The following is a 14,358-nucleotide window of genomic DNA, read 5'->3' as shown; positions in this document are numbered from 1 at the left end:
TTCCTAAGACCGCTTGGCCTCCGACTTGCCGCTGGGGCGTCGTGCTCGGCGCCGAGGCGGGCGGCGGCTCGGCCGCGTCGACCAGCCGCGCGACGCCCGACGGCGGCGCGCCGGTCGCGCAGCGCACCGCGCTCGACCTCACCGGCGTGCAGTGGGCCGGCGTCGAGTGGACCGCGCTCCGCTGGCGTCCCGCCGCCGGGGAGCGGCTGCGCGTCACGCTCGGCGCCGGCGCGGGCGCGGCGGCCTACCGGCTGCGGCAGTGGGGCGCGTTCGTCGACGCGGAGCGGCGCGTGGCGTACGAGGACGACTTCCGGTCGCGCGGGCGGGGCGCCGTCGCGTACGCGCAGGCGGCCGTCGCGGTGCCGGTGCGGCGCTGGCTGGCGGTGCAGGGGGACGTGCGGCGGCAGGCCGGCTCGGCGCCGATGACCGACGACTTCGCCGGCTTCGACCGCCTCGACCTGGGCGGGACGCGGCTCGGCGTGGGCGTGACCGTGCGGCCGGGCAGGTAGAGGGGGCACGCCGCGCCGGCGCGCCGTATGTTGGGGGCCCCACCGTCGCACCGGCCGGTCCCCTCCCGCAGGCAGGGCCCCATGCGCACCCCGCGCCACCCCGCGCTCCTCGCCGCCGCCGCGCTGGCGGCGGTCGCCTCGCTCGCCGCCGTCCCGCACCCCGCCCCGCCGGGCGCGCCGCCCACGTTCGCCGAGGACGTGGCGCCGATCCTGTTCCGGAACTGCGCGACCTGCCACCGCCCCGGCGGGATCGGCCCGTTCTCGGTGCTCGACTACGACACCGTGAAGGCGCGCGCGGAGGACATCCGCGAGGCGGTGAGCACCGGCGCGATGCCGCCGTGGCACGCCGAGGCGCCGCACGGGACGTTCCGCAACGACCGCCGCCTCTCCGACGCCGACCGGCGCACCATCCTGGCCTGGCTCGACGGCGGGGCGAAGCTCGGCGACCGCGCCAAGCTGCCGCCGGCGCCGACGTTCGCGGGCGGGTGGGAGATCGGCACCCCCGACGCGGTGCTGACGATGGCCGAGGACTTCGTCGTCCCGGCGCGCGGCACCATCGAATACCAGTACTTCGAGGTGCCGACTAACTTCACCGAGGACAAGTGGGTGCAGGCGCTCGAGATCATGCCGGGCGCGCGGCAGGTCGTGCACCACGTGCTCGTGTTCGCGCGTCCGCCCGCGGCGCCCGCAGTGCAGCCGGCCGCCAACGCGCCCCCCGCGCCCCGCCCGCGCCCCGTGCTGGTGTTCGACGAGAACAACGACACGGTGGACCCGCCGCGCCGCGACACGCTGCACGCGCCGCCGCGCCAGCTCGGCACCCTCGTCGGCACCACGGCGCCCGGCACCAACGTGCTGCGCTTCGCCGAAGGCACCGCGCTGCGCATCCGCGCCGGCTCCACGCTCGTGTTCCAGATGCACTACACGGCGCACGGGCACGAGACGCGCGACCGCACCTCGGTGGGCTTCGCCTTCGCCAAGGAGCCGCCCGCCGAGCAGGTGCTCGCGTCGCAGTTCTTCAACGGGAAGCTCGTCCTCCCGCCCGGGAAGAAGGACGTCATGATCCCGAGCACCCTCGGCTTCAACGAGGCGGTGCGCGTCCACGGGCTGTTCCCGCACACGCACCTGCGCGGCACGCGCTGGCAGTACACGCTCGAGAAGCCGGACGGCACGTCGGAGGTGATCCTCGACGTGCCGCGCTACGACTTCAACTGGCAGACGTACTACCTGTTCGCGACGCCGCTCGAGGTCCCGGCCGGCGCGCGCATCGTGTCGCGCGCCTGGTACGACAACTCGGAGGGGAACCCGGACAACCCCGACGCCGCCGCCGAGGTGCGCTGGGGCGACCAGACGTGGGAGGAGATGCAGTACACGGGCATCCTCTACAGCGTGAACAGCCGGCGGCTGCGCCCGCGCTGAGCGGCTGCGGCCCCGCTCAGCCGAACTGCGCGCGGAACTCCCGCAGCTCCGCGCGCAGGTCGGCCACCTCGGCGCGCAGCGCGGCGACCGTGCGCTCCAGCGACGCGACCCGGTCGTCGCCCATGGGCTCCTCGCCGGCGTCCGTCGCCCCCGCGTCGCCGCCGAGCAGGTGGGCGTAGCGCACCTCCTTCTGCCCGGGGCGGCGCGGCAGCCGCGCGGCCAGCGCCCCGGCCTCGCGCGCGATGAGCGCGTCGAGCGTCGCCTCGACGTCGGCGATCCCGTCGAACCGCGCGAGGCGCGCGGTGCGCGTGTGCAGCTCCCCCGGCGTCTGCGGGCCGCGCAGCATCAGCACCCCGAGCACCGCCAGCGCCCGCGCGTCGAGCCCCAGCGCGGCCGCCAGCTGGTGGTCGTACTTCCCGACGCGCGAGCCGGCCGGCTGGATCGACCGCACCAGCCCGCGCCGCCGCAGCGCCACCGCCGCCTCGGCCACCGCGTCGTCGCCGAGCGCCATGACGGGCTCGCGGTTGGTGGTCTGGTTGCAGGCGGCGACGAGGGCGCTCGGCGTGAGCGGGTAGAGGTCCGGCGTCGCCGCCTCCTTCTCGATCAGGCAGCCGAGGACGCGCAGCTCGACGGCGGTCAGGGGCGGGTGCATGGGGCCCAAAGGTAGGGCGGCCGCGCCGGCGGCGCGCGGTGTGCGCACGAGCCGGCCGGAACCCCCGCACGCCCGACCGACTGCCATGCTCGACACCCGGAACCGACTGCTCGCCGCCCTCCCCGCCGACGCCCAGGCGCTGCTCGCCCCGCACCTCGTGCGGGTGGAGCTGGAGGCGCGGGAGCTCGTCTACGACTTCGACCGCGAGATCACCCACGTGGTGTTCCCCGAGAGCGCGGTGGTCTCGATCGTCGGGGTCATGGCCGACGGGAGCGCCGTCGAAACGGGGACGGTGGGGCGCGAGGGGATGGCCGGCGTCCCCGTGGTGCTGGGCGCCGACCGCACGAACGCGCAGGCGTTCACGCAGGTCCCCGGCGTCGCCCTCCGCCTCCCGGCGGACGTGCTGCGCGCCGCGCTCGCCGAGAGCCCGCCGCTCTGGCGGGTCCTGCTGGCCTACACGCAGGCGCTGATGACGCTCACGGCGCAGGGGTCGGCCTGCAACCGCCGGCACACCATGGTGCAGCGGTGCGCCCGCTGGCTGCTCTACACGCACGACCAGGTGGGGCGCGACGACTTCGCGCTCACCCACCAGTTCCTGTCGCAGATGCTCGGCGTCCGGCGCGCCACCGTCACCGAGGCCATGGGCGCGCTGCAGGACGCCGGCGCGGTCGAGTACCAGATGGGGCGGGTGCGCATCCGCGACCGCGGGGTCCTCGAGCGGCGGGTCTGCGAGTGCTACGCGATCGTCAGCGGCGAGTACGAGCGGCTGCTCGGGGACGGCGCCGCGGCCAGCCGGCGCCCGCCCCCCCTCGACGGGCTGACGACGGCCGAGGACGGCATGTCGCTGCTCGGCGACGGCGCTCCGCCCAGCGGCGACGGCACCCCGACCGCCGACGACGAGCGCTAGCGCTCGCCGGGGCCGCGCGCGAGCGGCGGACGCAGCCGTCCCGCGACCGCGGGGCGCCCGCGCAGCCGGCGCGCGATGGCCTGCAGGTGCGCCACCAGCGCCGCGCGCTCCTCGGGGGAGACGGCGCCCATCGCCCGCTGCAGGGCGTCGAGCGTGCGCGGGTCGTCGGCCGTCGCGTCCACCCCCAGGCGCGTCAGGAGGCGCCGCAGCAGCTCGGGGGCCGTGCCGTCGGGGGTCTGCTCGGGGGCGCTCACGCGTCGTAGTACGCGTTGATCGCGCAGCGCACCGTGCGCTCCATGAGCTCGCGCGCGTCCGACAGGGAGGATCCCCTGGGCCGCGTCTCGCGCACGAGGTCCTTGACCGCCACCAGCGCGCGGGCCGGCGGGGCGCCGCCGGTACGCAGCGCCCGCGCGAAGTCGCCGATCGCGGCATGCAGCGAGGACGCCGGCACCAGCCCGAGGTGGGACGCGTGCAGCGCCGCGCGTGCGCGCTCGCGGGTCGCCTCCAGCGCCTGAATCCGTTCCTGCATGCCGCTCCGTCCGCGTCGGGTTCCGCGGGATCGTAGCGCCGGGGGGACGGCCCCGCAACACCGGCGTGTCGCGCAAGTCGTTGTACCGCATGGACTTGTACGCTACCGTACAGAATCCGGCGCCCTCCGCTTGCGCGTCGTGCGAGAATGCTTAGAATTCTAAGTGTGAACGACGATGCACCGACCGGCGACCAGGCCGCCGCGCTGCGGCTGATGACGACCTGCAGTCGCGCGCTGCGGGCGGTCAGCGAGCCGCTCCGGCGGCAGCTGCGGCAGTGGGAGCTCTCCAGCACCGAGTTCGGCGTGCTGGAGGTGCTCCTCCACAAGGGGCCGCTGCCGCTGGGCGAGCTGGCGCAGCGCATCCTGATCACCGGGGCCAGCACGACCTACACGGTCAAGCAGCTCGAGGGGCGCGGGCTGATGCGCCGGCGCCCCTGCGTGGAGGACCACCGCGTCGTCTACGGCGAGCTGACCGAGGCGGGACGCGCGCTGATCGCCGAGGTCTTCCCGGCGCACGCCGCCGAGATGCGCCGGCTGATGGGCGGCCTCTCGACCGAGGAGAAGCGGGTCGCCGCCGACCTCATGAAGCGCCTCGGTGTCGCCGCGGCCGCGCTGGGCGATGCGGAATGAGCGCCGGCGTGCGCGTCGTAATTTAGAAATCTAAGCATCCCACAGGAGCCATCCCATGACCGATTCCCTGGAGCTCGGCCTCGACACCTTCGGCGACGTCACGCGCGGCGCCGACGGGCAGCCGCTGTCCCACGCGCAGGTCATCCGCGACGTGGTGGAGGAGGCGGTGCTGGCCGACGCGGTCGGCGCCGACTTCTTCGGCGTCGGCGAGCACCACCGCGCGGACTTCGCGGTCACCGCGCCCGAGGTGGTGCTGGCGGCGATCGCCGGGCGCACGCGCCGCATCCGGCTGGGCTCCGCCGTGACGGTCCTCAGCTCCGACGACCCGGTGCGGGTCTTCCAGCGCTTCGCGACGCTCGACGCGGCGTCGGGCGGGCGCGCGGAGGTGATCCTGGGGCGCGGCTCGTTCACCGAGTCGTTCCCGCTGTTCGGCCACCCGATGCGCGACTACGACCGGCTGTTCGAGGAGAAGCTGGCGCTCTTCGCGGCCATCCTGGAGCAGGACCGCACGGGGGAGCCGGTGACGTGGCGCGGCGAGACGCGCGCGGCGCTGGAGGGGCAGCGCGTGTACCCGACGACCGAGTCGGGGAGGCTGCGCACGTGGGTCGGCGTCGGGGGGAGCCCGGAGTCGGTGGTGCGCGCGGCGAGCTACGGCTTCCCGCTCACGCTGGCGATCATCGGCGGCCCCGCGCGCCGGTTCGCGCCCTACGCCGCGCTCTACCGCCGCACGCTCGAGAAGCTGGGGCGCCCGGCGCTGCCGGTCGCGGTCCACTCGCCGGGACACGTCGCCGACACCGACGAGCAGGCGCGCGCGGAGTTCTGGCCGGCGTGGCGCGAGATGCGCGACCGCATCGGCGCCGAGCGCGGGTGGGGGCCGACGAGCCCGGACGAGTTCGCGCGCGAGGTCGCCGGGGGCTCGCTGTACGTCGGCGCGCCCGAGACGGTGGCGCGGAAGATCGCCGACACCGCGCGCGCGCTCGGCATCGCGCGCTTCGACATGAAGTACAGCGCGGGCCCGCTCGCGCACCCGCTCCTGATGCGCTCGATCGAGCTGTACGGGCGCGTCGTGATCCCGCGCGTGCGCGAGCTGCTGGCCGAGTCGGGGGCGGCGGAGGAGGCGGCGCCCGCGCTGTTCAGCGTGGGCTGAGCCGGCGGGCGGGCGTCAGGTCGTGGCGCCCGCCCCCGCCAGCGCCGGCGCCGAGCCCCCGTCGCGGCGGCGGTGGACGGCGGCGGTCACGAGGGCGATCAGCAGCCCGACCGGCAGCGGCTCGAGCAGGGTGATGGCGGCGCGGAAGAGGGGGTTCCGGTACTGCGCCGCGAACGTCGCCATCTCGGCGCGCTGGGCGGCCAGCTGGGCGGCGGTCGCCCCGCCCGCGCGCGCCTTCTCCAGCTGGGCCGCCTGGTACCTCTCGATGAAGTCCGGCATCCAGTTCCGGTAGATCACGTCCCAGGCGATCACGTAGACCAGGCTGGCCACGAGCACGATCGCCATCCCGACGGCGAAGGCGCGCCCGAACCCGACCGAGCCGCCGTTCGCGTCGCGGTCGCGCCGCACGCCGGTCCAGACGAGCAGGAAGGCGCAGACCATCGACGTGTAGCCGACGGCCATCCCCCATCCCGACCCGAGGTCGTCGTGGAAGGGGAGGGTGATGGCGAAGGCGGCGGCCATGATGGCGCCGGCGAGCAGGCCGTTCCGGAGGACGATCGTCCGCATGCGGGGCTCCTGTGGGGGCGGGGGGATGCCGCAGGATGGGACGTGGCCGCGGTCCGCGCGTCACGCGAACGGGTGATTCTCGCGAAATCACCCCTCCGGGCGACCCCGATTCAGGACAGGAGCCCCTCCTCCTGGGCGCGGCGCACGGCCTCGGTACGCCGGCGGGCCCGCAGCTTGGCGAGCAGGCGGCCGGTGTGCGTCTTCACCGTGTTCTCGCTCACCCCCAGCCGGCCGGCCATCTCGCGCGTGCTCAGCCCCTCGGCGATCAGCGCCAGGATCTCGTGCTCGCGCGCGGTGATGCCGAGCGCCTCGCGGCGCGCCGGGTCGGGCAGGCGGGGCGCGGCGGGGACCGGGACGGGCGCGGGGGCGGGGTCGGCGGCGGGACGCGTGAGGCGCCGGCCGAGCAAGATGCCGAGGGCGGCGAAGAGGGCGGCCACCAGCGCGCCGTACAGCTCCAGCGCGTGCGAGAGCACGAGCAGCCGGTACTCCATGAGCTGGAGCGCCGCCACCAGCACCCCGGCGACGAGGCCGTAGAGCAGGACGGTCCGCCCCACGGCGTGGCGGGACATGCGGGGAGGGAGGGAGGAGGAGAGACGCAGCCGCAATCTCTCCCCCCGCCCCCCGCCGCGCATCACTCGAAGTACAGGTACTCCGCCGTGTACGGGACGCGCACCTCGGCGCCCGCGTAGGGGCCGGGGCCGGCGGGCGCCTGGCCGCCGGTGGTCCGCACGCGCTGGATGAACGCGACGTGGCGGAAGTACCCGCCCCCCTCGTGGCCGGTCGCCGCGAGCAGCAGCCACGGGATCGCGCCCGCGTCCGGGGTGCAGCGCGACACCGCGGCGGCGACGACGGCGCTGCCGCCGGTCGTCCGCCAGGTCGGGCCGGCGAAGTGCGTGCCGACCCGCCCGTGCATCGCCGCGTCGGCGAACAGCTCCGCCTCGGGGGCGACGAAGGCCCACGTCGCGCCGTTCCAGCGGTAGACCTGCACGCCGTCGGCGTACAGGCGGCGCGCGAGCCGGTGCCCCGCCGGCACGGCGATCGAGTCGGCGCACGGCCCGAGGTCGGCGCGCGCGCTGGCGAGGGGCGCCCCGCCCGGGCGGGCGGGGTCGAGCGGCGTGCGCTCGGCGCACGCGACGATCAGGGTGGCGGCCGTGGCGAGGACGGCGGCGCCGGGGATGCGGTTCATGGGAGTGTCCTCGGAGTGTCCGCGGGTGTCTACTTGCGCGCCCAGTACAGCTTGACCGTCCCGCCGGCGGTCGCCGGCGTGACCCACGGGGCGGCGCCGAGCGTCTGCGCCGCGACCACCGCGCCGCCGTTCGAGAACGCGCCGTCGGTGAGCACCATCGACGCGCTCCACGGGCGCGCCGTCGTCGAGCACGCGACCGGCACCGTGCGCGCGGCGTGGACGGTGGCCGTGCTGCGCCCGGCCTTCTGCTCCTGCGACAGCTGCACCGCGACGTCGAACGACTCGGCGCGCGAGCAGCGGATCGTGCCCGTCACCGTCGCCCACCCGTTCGCCTGGCTGACCGCGACGCCCGGGTCGACGGTGAGGGTGACGCTGGTGGGGTCGGTGAACTCGTAGGCGCCCAGGTCGCAGGCGGCGTCGCGCTGCACGTAGCGCTGGTCGACCGCGACGGAGCACGCGGTGCCGACGCCGACGGCGGGGCTCCCCGCGCCGATGGCGTGCGTCGGGGTCGGCCCGCCGTTGTCGCCGAGGGGCCCGAGCTTCGGGTCGGCGATGACGATCTGCGCGGGGCCGCCGCACGTGTCGTCGTCGGAGAGGTTCGTCCCCTCGAACGTGATGTAGTCGACGGGCGAGTTGCAGTTCGACCCGCCGTTGTTCGCCAGCACCGCGTTGCGCAGCACGAGCGACGAGGTGCCGCCGACGGCGACGCGGCCGTTGTGGGCGATGGTGCTGTTGATCACCTCGATCTTCTGGCTGGCCTGCACCGCGGGCGTGTACGTCGAGTCGGCCTGGATGCCGCTGACGGTGCTGTTGCGCAGCGTCGCGCGGAACACCGCGATCGCCCCGCCGCCGGTGATGCCGTAGACCGTGGAGTTCTCGAGGGTGACGTGGTTGCCGCCGAAGATCGCGGGGCCGCGGCCGTTGGCGACGGCGACGTTGCGCAGCGTGTACGGCCCGCGCCCCCACGTCTCCAGGATGCGGCTCCTGCCGCCGCTGCTGATCGTGATCCCGCGGTCGCGCGGCCCCTCGATGGTCACGTCCGTGAGGTACATCTTGATCGCCGAGTCGAGAACGATCGTCTTGCCGGCGAGGGCGGGGTCGAAGCGGACGACCGCGCCGCTGTCGGCGTAGTGCAGCACCCAGCGCAGCGACCCGATGCCGGCGTCGTTCAGGTTGGTGACGGTGTTGGGGTCGGCGACGACGTTCGCGCTCGGCGCGCGCGCCGCGAGCGGGGCGGGGGCGGTGGGCTGGTCGGCGCAGGCGCCGACGGTGGACAGCAGGGCGAGGGCCGCGATGTATGCACGCATGGGAGTTCCCGTGGTGGTGTGTGGTGGTCGTGCGTGGTGCGTGGGGTGCTACTTCTTCGGGCGTGCGATGGTGACGGTGCGCGACGCCACGGCGGGGGTGACCCACGCCGCCGTCTGCCGCGTGCCGACGTCGGCGGCCGCGGCGCCGGGGCGGAAGGCGCCGGACGCGGGCGCGACGAGCGCGCTCCAGGCCCGCGCCGTCGTGGTGCAGGCGACGGCCACCTCGGCCGCGCCGCGCGTCGTCCCGGGCGCGTTGTCCGACTTCTGCTGCTGGAGCCGGACGTCGAGCGCGAACTGGTCGCCCGCGCGCGAGCAGCGCACGGTGCCGGCGACGCGCGGGTGGCCGGTCGCCGCGTCGAGCGTCGGCGCGCCGTCGATCGTGATCGCGACCGCGGTCGGCACCGCGCCCTCGACCGCGCCGACGTCGCACGGCGTGCCGCGCGCCGCGTAGCGCTGGTCGACGGCGACCGTGCACGCCACGCCGGCGTCGATGGCGGGGCTCGACGGGTGCGGCGCGCGCGTCCACGACGGGCCGCCGTTGTCGGCGAGCGGCTCGAGCAGCGGGTCGGCGACCAGGGTGGCCGCGGCGTCGCCGCACGACGCGTCGTCGGCGACGTTCCGCCCCTCGGCGCGCAGGTTCGCGGGGAGGACCTGGCAGTTCGCGGCGGTCCCGTTGCGCGCGACGATCGTGTTGCGGATGGTCGCGACGCCGCGGCTGGTGACGTAGAAGCCGCCGTTCGCGTTGTCGGCGACCGTGCTGTTGACCAGCGCGAGGTCGCCGTCGCTGTGCACGGTCGCGAGGGTGGTGCCGCGCCCGGCGTTGCCGCTCACCGTGCTGTTGACGAGCGTCAGCGACGGGTAGGGGTCGTCGGTCTCGGGGAAGCGGATGCGCCCGTGCAGGATGGCGGCCGCCCCGTCGGCGACGTTCCCGGTCACCGTCACGTGCTCGAGGACGAGGGGCGTGAAGGACAGGATCCCCGCGCCGGCCCCGCCGGCGGGCAGGAAGCCGCCGGTGACCGTGAGGTTGCGGAGCACGATCGGCGGGAGCGACTGCCAGCCCGGCGCGCCGAGCGTCACGACGCGGCGCACGCCGCCGCCGCTGACGGTGACGCCGCGGTCGGCCGGCCCCTCGATGACGAGCTGCTCGTCGATGTTGAGCGTGGAGTCGAGCACGATCGTCCCGCCGGCGAGCTCCCGGGCGAACCGGATCGTCTCGCCGCCGGCCGCCTGGTCGACGGCCCACCGCAGCGTGCCGGGCTCGGTGCCGCCGGAGAGCGAGGTGACGGTGAGGACGTCGCCGGCCGCGGTCTGTCGGCGCGGTGCCGCCGGCGGCGCCGCCGGCTGCGTGGAGTCCTCGGCGCAGGCGGCGAGCGCCGCGAGCGCGAGGCAGAGCGTGTATGAGCGCACGGGAGGGTTCCCTGTGGGAGTGTGTGGGGGAGGCGGCCCGCGCCCGGTCGGTCGCGGGCCGCCCGTGACGCGCCGCGCGTCAGCGGCGGACGGCGACGACCTCGAGGTACTCGGCCTCGACCTCGGTGGCCGCGCCCTGCGCGCGCTGGTGGCGCGCCCAGTGCGCCGCGAGGTCGGCGGCGAAGGTCGCGCGGCGGTCCTCGTCGAGCGCCTCGAACGTGCGCACGGTCGGGCCGTACGTGCCGCGGAACAGCTCCGCGGTGCCCGCGGGCGTGTGCGGGTAGCGGAAGCTCAGCGTGCGCCGCATGGTCGTGAGGCGCCACGTGCGCTCGTCGAACAGGGCGCGCAGCGCGTCCTCGTCGGCCCACAGCAGGGGGCTCGGCACGCCGGCCGGCGGCGGCACCATCGCCGCGTGCATCGCCAGCATTTTCCCGGTGAAGCCGGCGCGCGTCCAGTTGGCCAGCGCGACCTGCCCGCCGGGGCGCGTGACGCGCGCCAGCTCGGCGACCACGCGCTCGGGGCGCGCGGCGAACATCACGCCGAACATCGACATCACGACGTCGAACTGCGCGTCGCCGTACGGCAGCGCCTCGACGTCGCCCTCCTCGAGCACGACGGCCAGCCCCTCGTCGGCCGCCCAGCGGCGCGCGTCGGCGAGCAGCGACGGGACGAGGTCGAGCCCCGCCACGGCGGCGCCGGTGCGCGCGGCCGGGATGGTGAGGTTGCCCGAGCCGCACGCGGCGTCGAGCACGCGCTGCCCCGCGCGCAGCTGGCGGCGGGCGACGAACGCCTCCGCGCCCTCGCGGAAGCCGGCCGAGACGCGGTCGTAGTCGCCGGCGCTCCAGATGCGGCGCGAGCGCTCGCGGAGCGGGTCGGCCGCGGCGGCCGAGGGAGTCGGAAGCGTGCCGGGGAGCAGGGTCGTATTGGTCATGGAAGTGTCCTCGCGTGGGTCGGGGCCCGCCGCGGACGCGGCGGGCGGGTGCGCCACCGGGCGTGCGCCCGGGTCAGCGCGGGGGGAGCGGCTCGTAGCGGCCGCCCGGCACCGCCAGCGCCTCGCGCGCGACGCGGCGGCCGATCTCGAGCCCGGCCTCGCCGTCGAAGCGGAAGTGGATGCCGGCGTAGATGCGCGACGCCGCGGCCTGCTCGGCGAGCGCGTCGAGGCGGTGCCGCTCGCTCGGCACGCGCGCCCCGATCACCGCCGCCTCGGCCGCCGAGATGCAGGCCGTGTTCGACGGGTAGGACGGGAAGTTCGGCAGCGCGATCGCGAGCTTGATCGCCGGATCGGCCTGCGAGGGGCGGAGCAGCCAGTACGTGTACTTCGCGTCGTTGCAGGCGATGAGCGCGTCGTACGCCGCGGCGCCCGAGAGCGCGAGCAGCTGCGCGGCGCGCCGCTCGTCGAAGCGGTGCGCGGCGGCCAGCTCGGACGCCTCGCGGTTCCACCAGCCCGCGAGCCCGATGGTGCCCGGCGGGAGCGCCCAGTAGCGCGAGAGCGAGTCCTGCTCCGCCGTGCGCGCGTCGGTGATCTGCCGCACCTCGGCGAGCGCCGTGGCGAACGCGGGCGAGTCGAACGCCGGCGGCGCGGCGGGGCGGAATTGCGACGGCGAGGCGAGGAAGAAGGTGCGCGCCCCGACGAACCCGGCGCCGCCCGGCGGCGCCGGCGGCACGCTCATGCTGTACCACTTCCCCGGGCCGGTCGGCACGGTGCCGGTGAACGGGTCGTAGAAGCCGTCGGTCCTGGCGCGCGCGACGATCGCCTCGGCGGCCGCGCGCCCCGCCGCGAGCCCCGCCTCGACGTCGGGCGCGCCGGGCTCCAGCCACCCCGGGGTCGCGACCTGCGCGGCGACCTGCGCCTCCAGCGCCGGGCCCTCGCCCGGGTACAGGTACGCGAGCGCCCCCGCCGCCGCCGCGGCCTCGGCGGCGCGGCGCGACGCCGGGCGCCGGCCGTGCGACGCCGCGTCGGCCGCCAGCACCGCCTGGTACTGCGCGAGGTTCAGCGTCGCGAAGTTGCGGACCGCCTGGAACGCGTTGTTCTGCTTCGACGCGACGAGGCCGCGCGCGACCGCGCTCCACTCGGCGCTGGCCGGCTGGCGGCCGCGCTCCGCGGCGAAGATCTCGAGGCGCGCCGAGGCGTCGGGGGCGAGCGGCGGGGCGTCGCTGCAGGCGGCGGCGGCGAGCAGCGCGGCGAGCGCCGGCGCGCGGAGGGCGCCGGTCCGGATGTATGCGGGCATGGTGACTCCTGGTTGGGTGTTGGGACCTCAACCAGGTACTGCGGAGCCGGGGCGGCCCCGCGGACATGCCCCGCGAAATCCGGCGCCGGGCGCCGGGCCGGGCTCAGGGCTCGGCGAGCCCCGGGGGGCGGGCGCGCGCGCCGAAGAGCGCCGCCGAGTCGGGCTTCCCCCACGCCGCGTACAGCGCCGCCATCCCCACGTACGCGCGCCGCACGTCGACGTGGGTGTCGGTGGTCTGGCGGCGCAGCACGGCCAGCGCGGCGCGGTACACCGAGTCCGCCTCGGCGAACCGGCGCCGGCGCGCCAGCACGTCGCCGAGCGGGAGCGACGTGAGCGCGGTCGCGGTGTGCCCGGGGCCCGAGGCGGCGGCGCGCAGCGCGACGGCGTGGCGCTCCAGCGCCTCCGCCGAGTCGAGCGCCCCGCGCCGGGCGAGCGACGCGCCCAGGTAGCCGAGCGCGGAGGCGTACGTCGAGTGCCGCGTGCCGTACGCCGCCTCGTAGATCGGGAGCGCGTCGCGGATCAGCCGCTCCCCCTCGAGCGAGTGCGCGTCGCGGCCGAGCATCCGCCCGAGCGCGATCATCGTGTGCGCGACCTCGGGGTGCGTCGGGCCGAGCGAGCGCCGCTCGAGCGCCAGCGCGTCGCGCACGATCGGCTCCCCCTCGGCGCGGCGGCCGAACGCGGCGAGCCGGAGCCCGAGCTGCTTCGACACCTGCGCGGTCGTCATGTGCGCGTCGCCGAGCGCGGCGCGCGTCTCGGCGAGCGCGGCGCGGGTCAGCGCCTCCGCCTCGGCGTGCGCGGCCACCCGCTCGTCGAGCAGGTCGGCGAGCCGCTGCATGGCGAAGGCGCGCATCTGGTGCGGGCCCGGGTGCACGCGGCGCGCGACGGCGAGCGCCTCGCGCCGCACCCGCTCGGCGCGCGCGTGGTCGCCGCGCCGCCACAGGATCGTCCCCAGCCGCGTCAGCTCGTCGATCATGGCGGGGTGCTCCCCGCCGCCGCGCCGGCGCACCGCGATCGCCTCGCGCGCGAACGCCTCCGCCGCCGCGAAGTCGCCGCGGTACACGGCGATGCTGTACAGCTGGCCGAGGCTCGCCGCGACGTCGGGGTGCGCGTCGCCGAGCGCGAGGCGGCGCACGCGCAGCGCCTCGCGGGCCAGCGTGTCGGCCGAGGCGTGCCGCTCCTGCCGCCGCAGCACGTCGGCCAGCGCCGCCGCCGCGGTGGCGGTGGACGGGTGGTCGGCGCCGGCGTGCGTGCGCCGCAGCGCCAGCCCGCGGCCGAGCAGGTCGGCGCCGAGGACGACCTCGCCGCGGCTGGCGTGCACGCGCCCCAGCGCCTCGAACAGCCGCGCCTGGGCGAGCGGCGCGCCGACCAGCCGCTCGACGCGCGCGATGCCGCGCCGCAGCAGGTCGGCGGCGGTGAGCGTGTCGGCGCGCCCCTCGGTCGGGTCGCTGGCCTCGAACAGCTGCACCAGGAAGCGCGTCACCTCCTCGGACTCGCCGAGCGCCTGGCGCGTCCCCGCGAGCGCCGACGCCGCGCGGTCGCGCTCGCGCGCGGCGACGGCGGCCAGGCGCAGCGCGACGCCCGCGCCGGCGACCAGCAGCAGCGCGGCGGCGGCGGCGGCGGCCGCCGCCGCGCGGTGGCGGCGGAGCAGCTTCTCGGCGCGGTACCAGGTGCTGCCGCGCCGCGCGAGCACGGGGAGGCGGTCGAGGTAGCGCCCGACGTCGGCGGCGAGCAGCTCGGCGGAGCCGTAGCGGCGCCCCGGCTCCTTGCGCAGCGCCATGGCGACGATGGCGTCGAGGTCCCCGCGCAGCCGGCGCGCGAGGCGCTCGGGGGTCGCGTCGCGCGCGGCGGCGGCCGACGCGTCGCGGCGCGCGGC

At 76.7% G+C, this 14,358-nt stretch carries 15 protein-coding genes and 1 pseudogene; 5 read left to right on the top strand and 11 right to left on the bottom strand.

Features of this window, described 5'->3' with window-relative positions:
• Together PYV61_RS10060 and PYV61_RS10055 are read left to right on the top strand one after the other, a co-directional pair.
• Positions 1–509: pseudogene (locus PYV61_RS10060) on the top strand (hypothetical protein); the annotation flags it as partial.
• Positions 510–590: 81 nt separating this feature from the next.
• Positions 591–1,925 carry a cytochrome c gene (locus PYV61_RS10055; protein WP_275830958.1) on the top strand — a complete coding sequence of 445 codons (1,335 nt, stop codon included), beginning with the start codon at positions 591–593 and terminating at the stop codon, positions 1,923–1,925.
• A gap of 16 nt (positions 1,926–1,941) precedes the next feature.
• On the opposite strand, the gene PYV61_RS10050 is transcribed toward PYV61_RS10055, so the two are convergent.
• Positions 1,942–2,577 (bottom strand): YceH family protein, encoded by a 636-nt coding sequence (locus PYV61_RS10050; RefSeq protein WP_275830956.1) that lies wholly within the window; start codon positions 2,575–2,577, stop codon positions 1,942–1,944.
• Between the two features lie 85 nt (positions 2,578–2,662).
• On the opposite strand from PYV61_RS10050, the gene PYV61_RS10045 reads away from it, so the two are divergent.
• Positions 2,663–3,484, top strand: coding sequence for a Crp/Fnr family transcriptional regulator (locus PYV61_RS10045; protein ID WP_275830954.1), 822 nt, complete (start codon positions 2,663–2,665; stop codon positions 3,482–3,484).
• Here PYV61_RS10045 and PYV61_RS10040 read toward each other — a convergent pair.
• Both PYV61_RS10040 and PYV61_RS10035 read right to left on the bottom strand, forming a co-directional pair.
• A complete protein-coding gene (locus tag PYV61_RS10040; RefSeq protein ID WP_275830952.1) occupies positions 3,481–3,738 on the bottom strand; it encodes a hypothetical protein in 258 nt (85 codons plus the stop codon). The genes PYV61_RS10045 and PYV61_RS10040 overlap by 4 nt on opposite strands.
• Complete coding sequence (locus tag PYV61_RS10035; RefSeq protein WP_275830950.1) at positions 3,735–4,013, bottom strand: hypothetical protein; 279 nt, start codon at positions 4,011–4,013, stop codon at positions 3,735–3,737. The genes PYV61_RS10040 and PYV61_RS10035 overlap by 4 nt, the downstream gene beginning before the upstream one ends.
• 165 nt (positions 4,014–4,178) lie before the next feature.
• On the opposite strand from PYV61_RS10035, the gene PYV61_RS10030 reads away from it, so the two are divergent.
• On the top strand, positions 4,179–4,643 hold the full coding sequence (locus PYV61_RS10030; RefSeq protein WP_275830948.1) for a MarR family transcriptional regulator: 465 nt from the start codon (positions 4,179–4,181) through the stop codon (positions 4,641–4,643).
• 55 nt (positions 4,644–4,698) lie between these two features.
• Positions 4,699–5,790, top strand: a complete 1,092-nt coding sequence (locus PYV61_RS10025; RefSeq protein ID WP_275830946.1) for an LLM class flavin-dependent oxidoreductase — start codon at positions 4,699–4,701, stop codon at positions 5,788–5,790.
• Positions 5,791–5,805: 15 nt separating this feature from the next.
• Here PYV61_RS10025 and PYV61_RS10020 read toward each other — a convergent pair whose 3' ends face one another.
• From PYV61_RS10020 to PYV61_RS09985, 8 genes are all read right to left on the bottom strand, one after another.
• Positions 5,806–6,357 (bottom strand): DUF4199 domain-containing protein, encoded by a 552-nt coding sequence (locus PYV61_RS10020; RefSeq protein WP_275830944.1) that lies wholly within the window; start codon positions 6,355–6,357, stop codon positions 5,806–5,808.
• 110 nt (positions 6,358–6,467) lie between these two features.
• Positions 6,468–6,926 carry a helix-turn-helix transcriptional regulator gene (locus PYV61_RS10015; RefSeq protein WP_275830942.1) on the bottom strand — a complete coding sequence of 153 codons (459 nt, stop codon included), beginning with the start codon at positions 6,924–6,926 and terminating at the stop codon, positions 6,468–6,470.
• A 62-nt stretch (positions 6,927–6,988) separates the two neighbouring features.
• Positions 6,989–7,543 (bottom strand): DUF3455 domain-containing protein, encoded by a 555-nt coding sequence (locus PYV61_RS10010; RefSeq protein WP_275830940.1) that lies wholly within the window; start codon positions 7,541–7,543, stop codon positions 6,989–6,991.
• Positions 7,544–7,572: 29 nt separating this feature from the next.
• Complete coding sequence (locus tag PYV61_RS10005; RefSeq protein ID WP_275830938.1) at positions 7,573–8,850, bottom strand: right-handed parallel beta-helix repeat-containing protein; 1,278 nt, start codon at positions 8,848–8,850, stop codon at positions 7,573–7,575.
• A gap of 48 nt (positions 8,851–8,898) precedes the next feature.
• Positions 8,899–10,257, bottom strand: a complete 1,359-nt coding sequence (locus PYV61_RS10000; RefSeq protein ID WP_275830937.1) for a right-handed parallel beta-helix repeat-containing protein — start codon at positions 10,255–10,257, stop codon at positions 8,899–8,901.
• Positions 10,258–10,336: 79 nt separating this feature from the next.
• The gene (locus PYV61_RS09995) at positions 10,337–11,188 is read right to left on the bottom strand and encodes a class I SAM-dependent methyltransferase (protein ID WP_275830934.1); all 852 of its coding nucleotides are present in this window, start codon (positions 11,186–11,188) and stop codon (positions 10,337–10,339) included.
• Positions 11,189–11,261: 73 nt separating this feature from the next.
• A complete protein-coding gene (locus tag PYV61_RS09990) occupies positions 11,262–12,485 on the bottom strand; it encodes a vanadium-dependent haloperoxidase (protein ID WP_275830932.1) in 1,224 nt (407 codons plus the stop codon).
• 103 nt (positions 12,486–12,588) lie between these two features.
• Positions 12,589–14,358, bottom strand: a 1,770-nt coding sequence (locus tag PYV61_RS09985; protein WP_275830930.1) for a tetratricopeptide repeat protein, incomplete at its 5' end; no start/stop codon positions are given.

The sequence above is a fragment of the Roseisolibacter sp. H3M3-2 genome (assembly GCF_029211165.1).
Lineage (GTDB): Bacteria > Gemmatimonadota > Gemmatimonadetes > Gemmatimonadales > Gemmatimonadaceae > Roseisolibacter.
The sequence above is the reverse complement of the archived record's forward strand: the minus strand, read 5'-3'. Positions and strand labels throughout refer to the sequence as shown.

Coding starts and splice junctions, on each gene's coding strand:
- PYV61_RS10045 (WP_275830954.1), top strand. CDS start 2,663: ATGCTCGACACCCGGAACCGACTGCTCGCCGCCCTCCCCGCCGACGCC.
- PYV61_RS10015 (WP_275830942.1), bottom strand. CDS start 6,926: ATGTCCCGCCACGCCGTGGGGCGGACCGTCCTGCTCTACGGCCTCGTC.
- PYV61_RS10025 (WP_275830946.1), top strand. CDS start 4,699: ATGACCGATTCCCTGGAGCTCGGCCTCGACACCTTCGGCGACGTCACG.
- PYV61_RS10050 (WP_275830956.1), bottom strand. CDS start 2,577: ATGCACCCGCCCCTGACCGCCGTCGAGCTGCGCGTCCTCGGCTGCCTG.
- PYV61_RS09990 (WP_275830932.1), bottom strand. CDS start 12,485: ATGCCCGCATACATCCGGACCGGCGCCCTCCGCGCGCCGGCGCTCGCC.
- PYV61_RS10020 (WP_275830944.1), bottom strand. CDS start 6,357: ATGCGGACGATCGTCCTCCGGAACGGCCTGCTCGCCGGCGCCATCATG.
- PYV61_RS09995 (WP_275830934.1), bottom strand. CDS start 11,188: ATGACCAATACGACCCTGCTCCCCGGCACGCTTCCGACTCCCTCGGCC.
- PYV61_RS10010 (WP_275830940.1), bottom strand. CDS start 7,543: ATGAACCGCATCCCCGGCGCCGCCGTCCTCGCCACGGCCGCCACCCTG.
- PYV61_RS10035 (WP_275830950.1), bottom strand. CDS start 4,013: ATGCAGGAACGGATTCAGGCGCTGGAGGCGACCCGCGAGCGCGCACGC.
- PYV61_RS10055 (WP_275830958.1), top strand. CDS start 591: ATGCGCACCCCGCGCCACCCCGCGCTCCTCGCCGCCGCCGCGCTGGCG.
- PYV61_RS10005 (WP_275830938.1), bottom strand. CDS start 8,850: ATGCGTGCATACATCGCGGCCCTCGCCCTGCTGTCCACCGTCGGCGCC.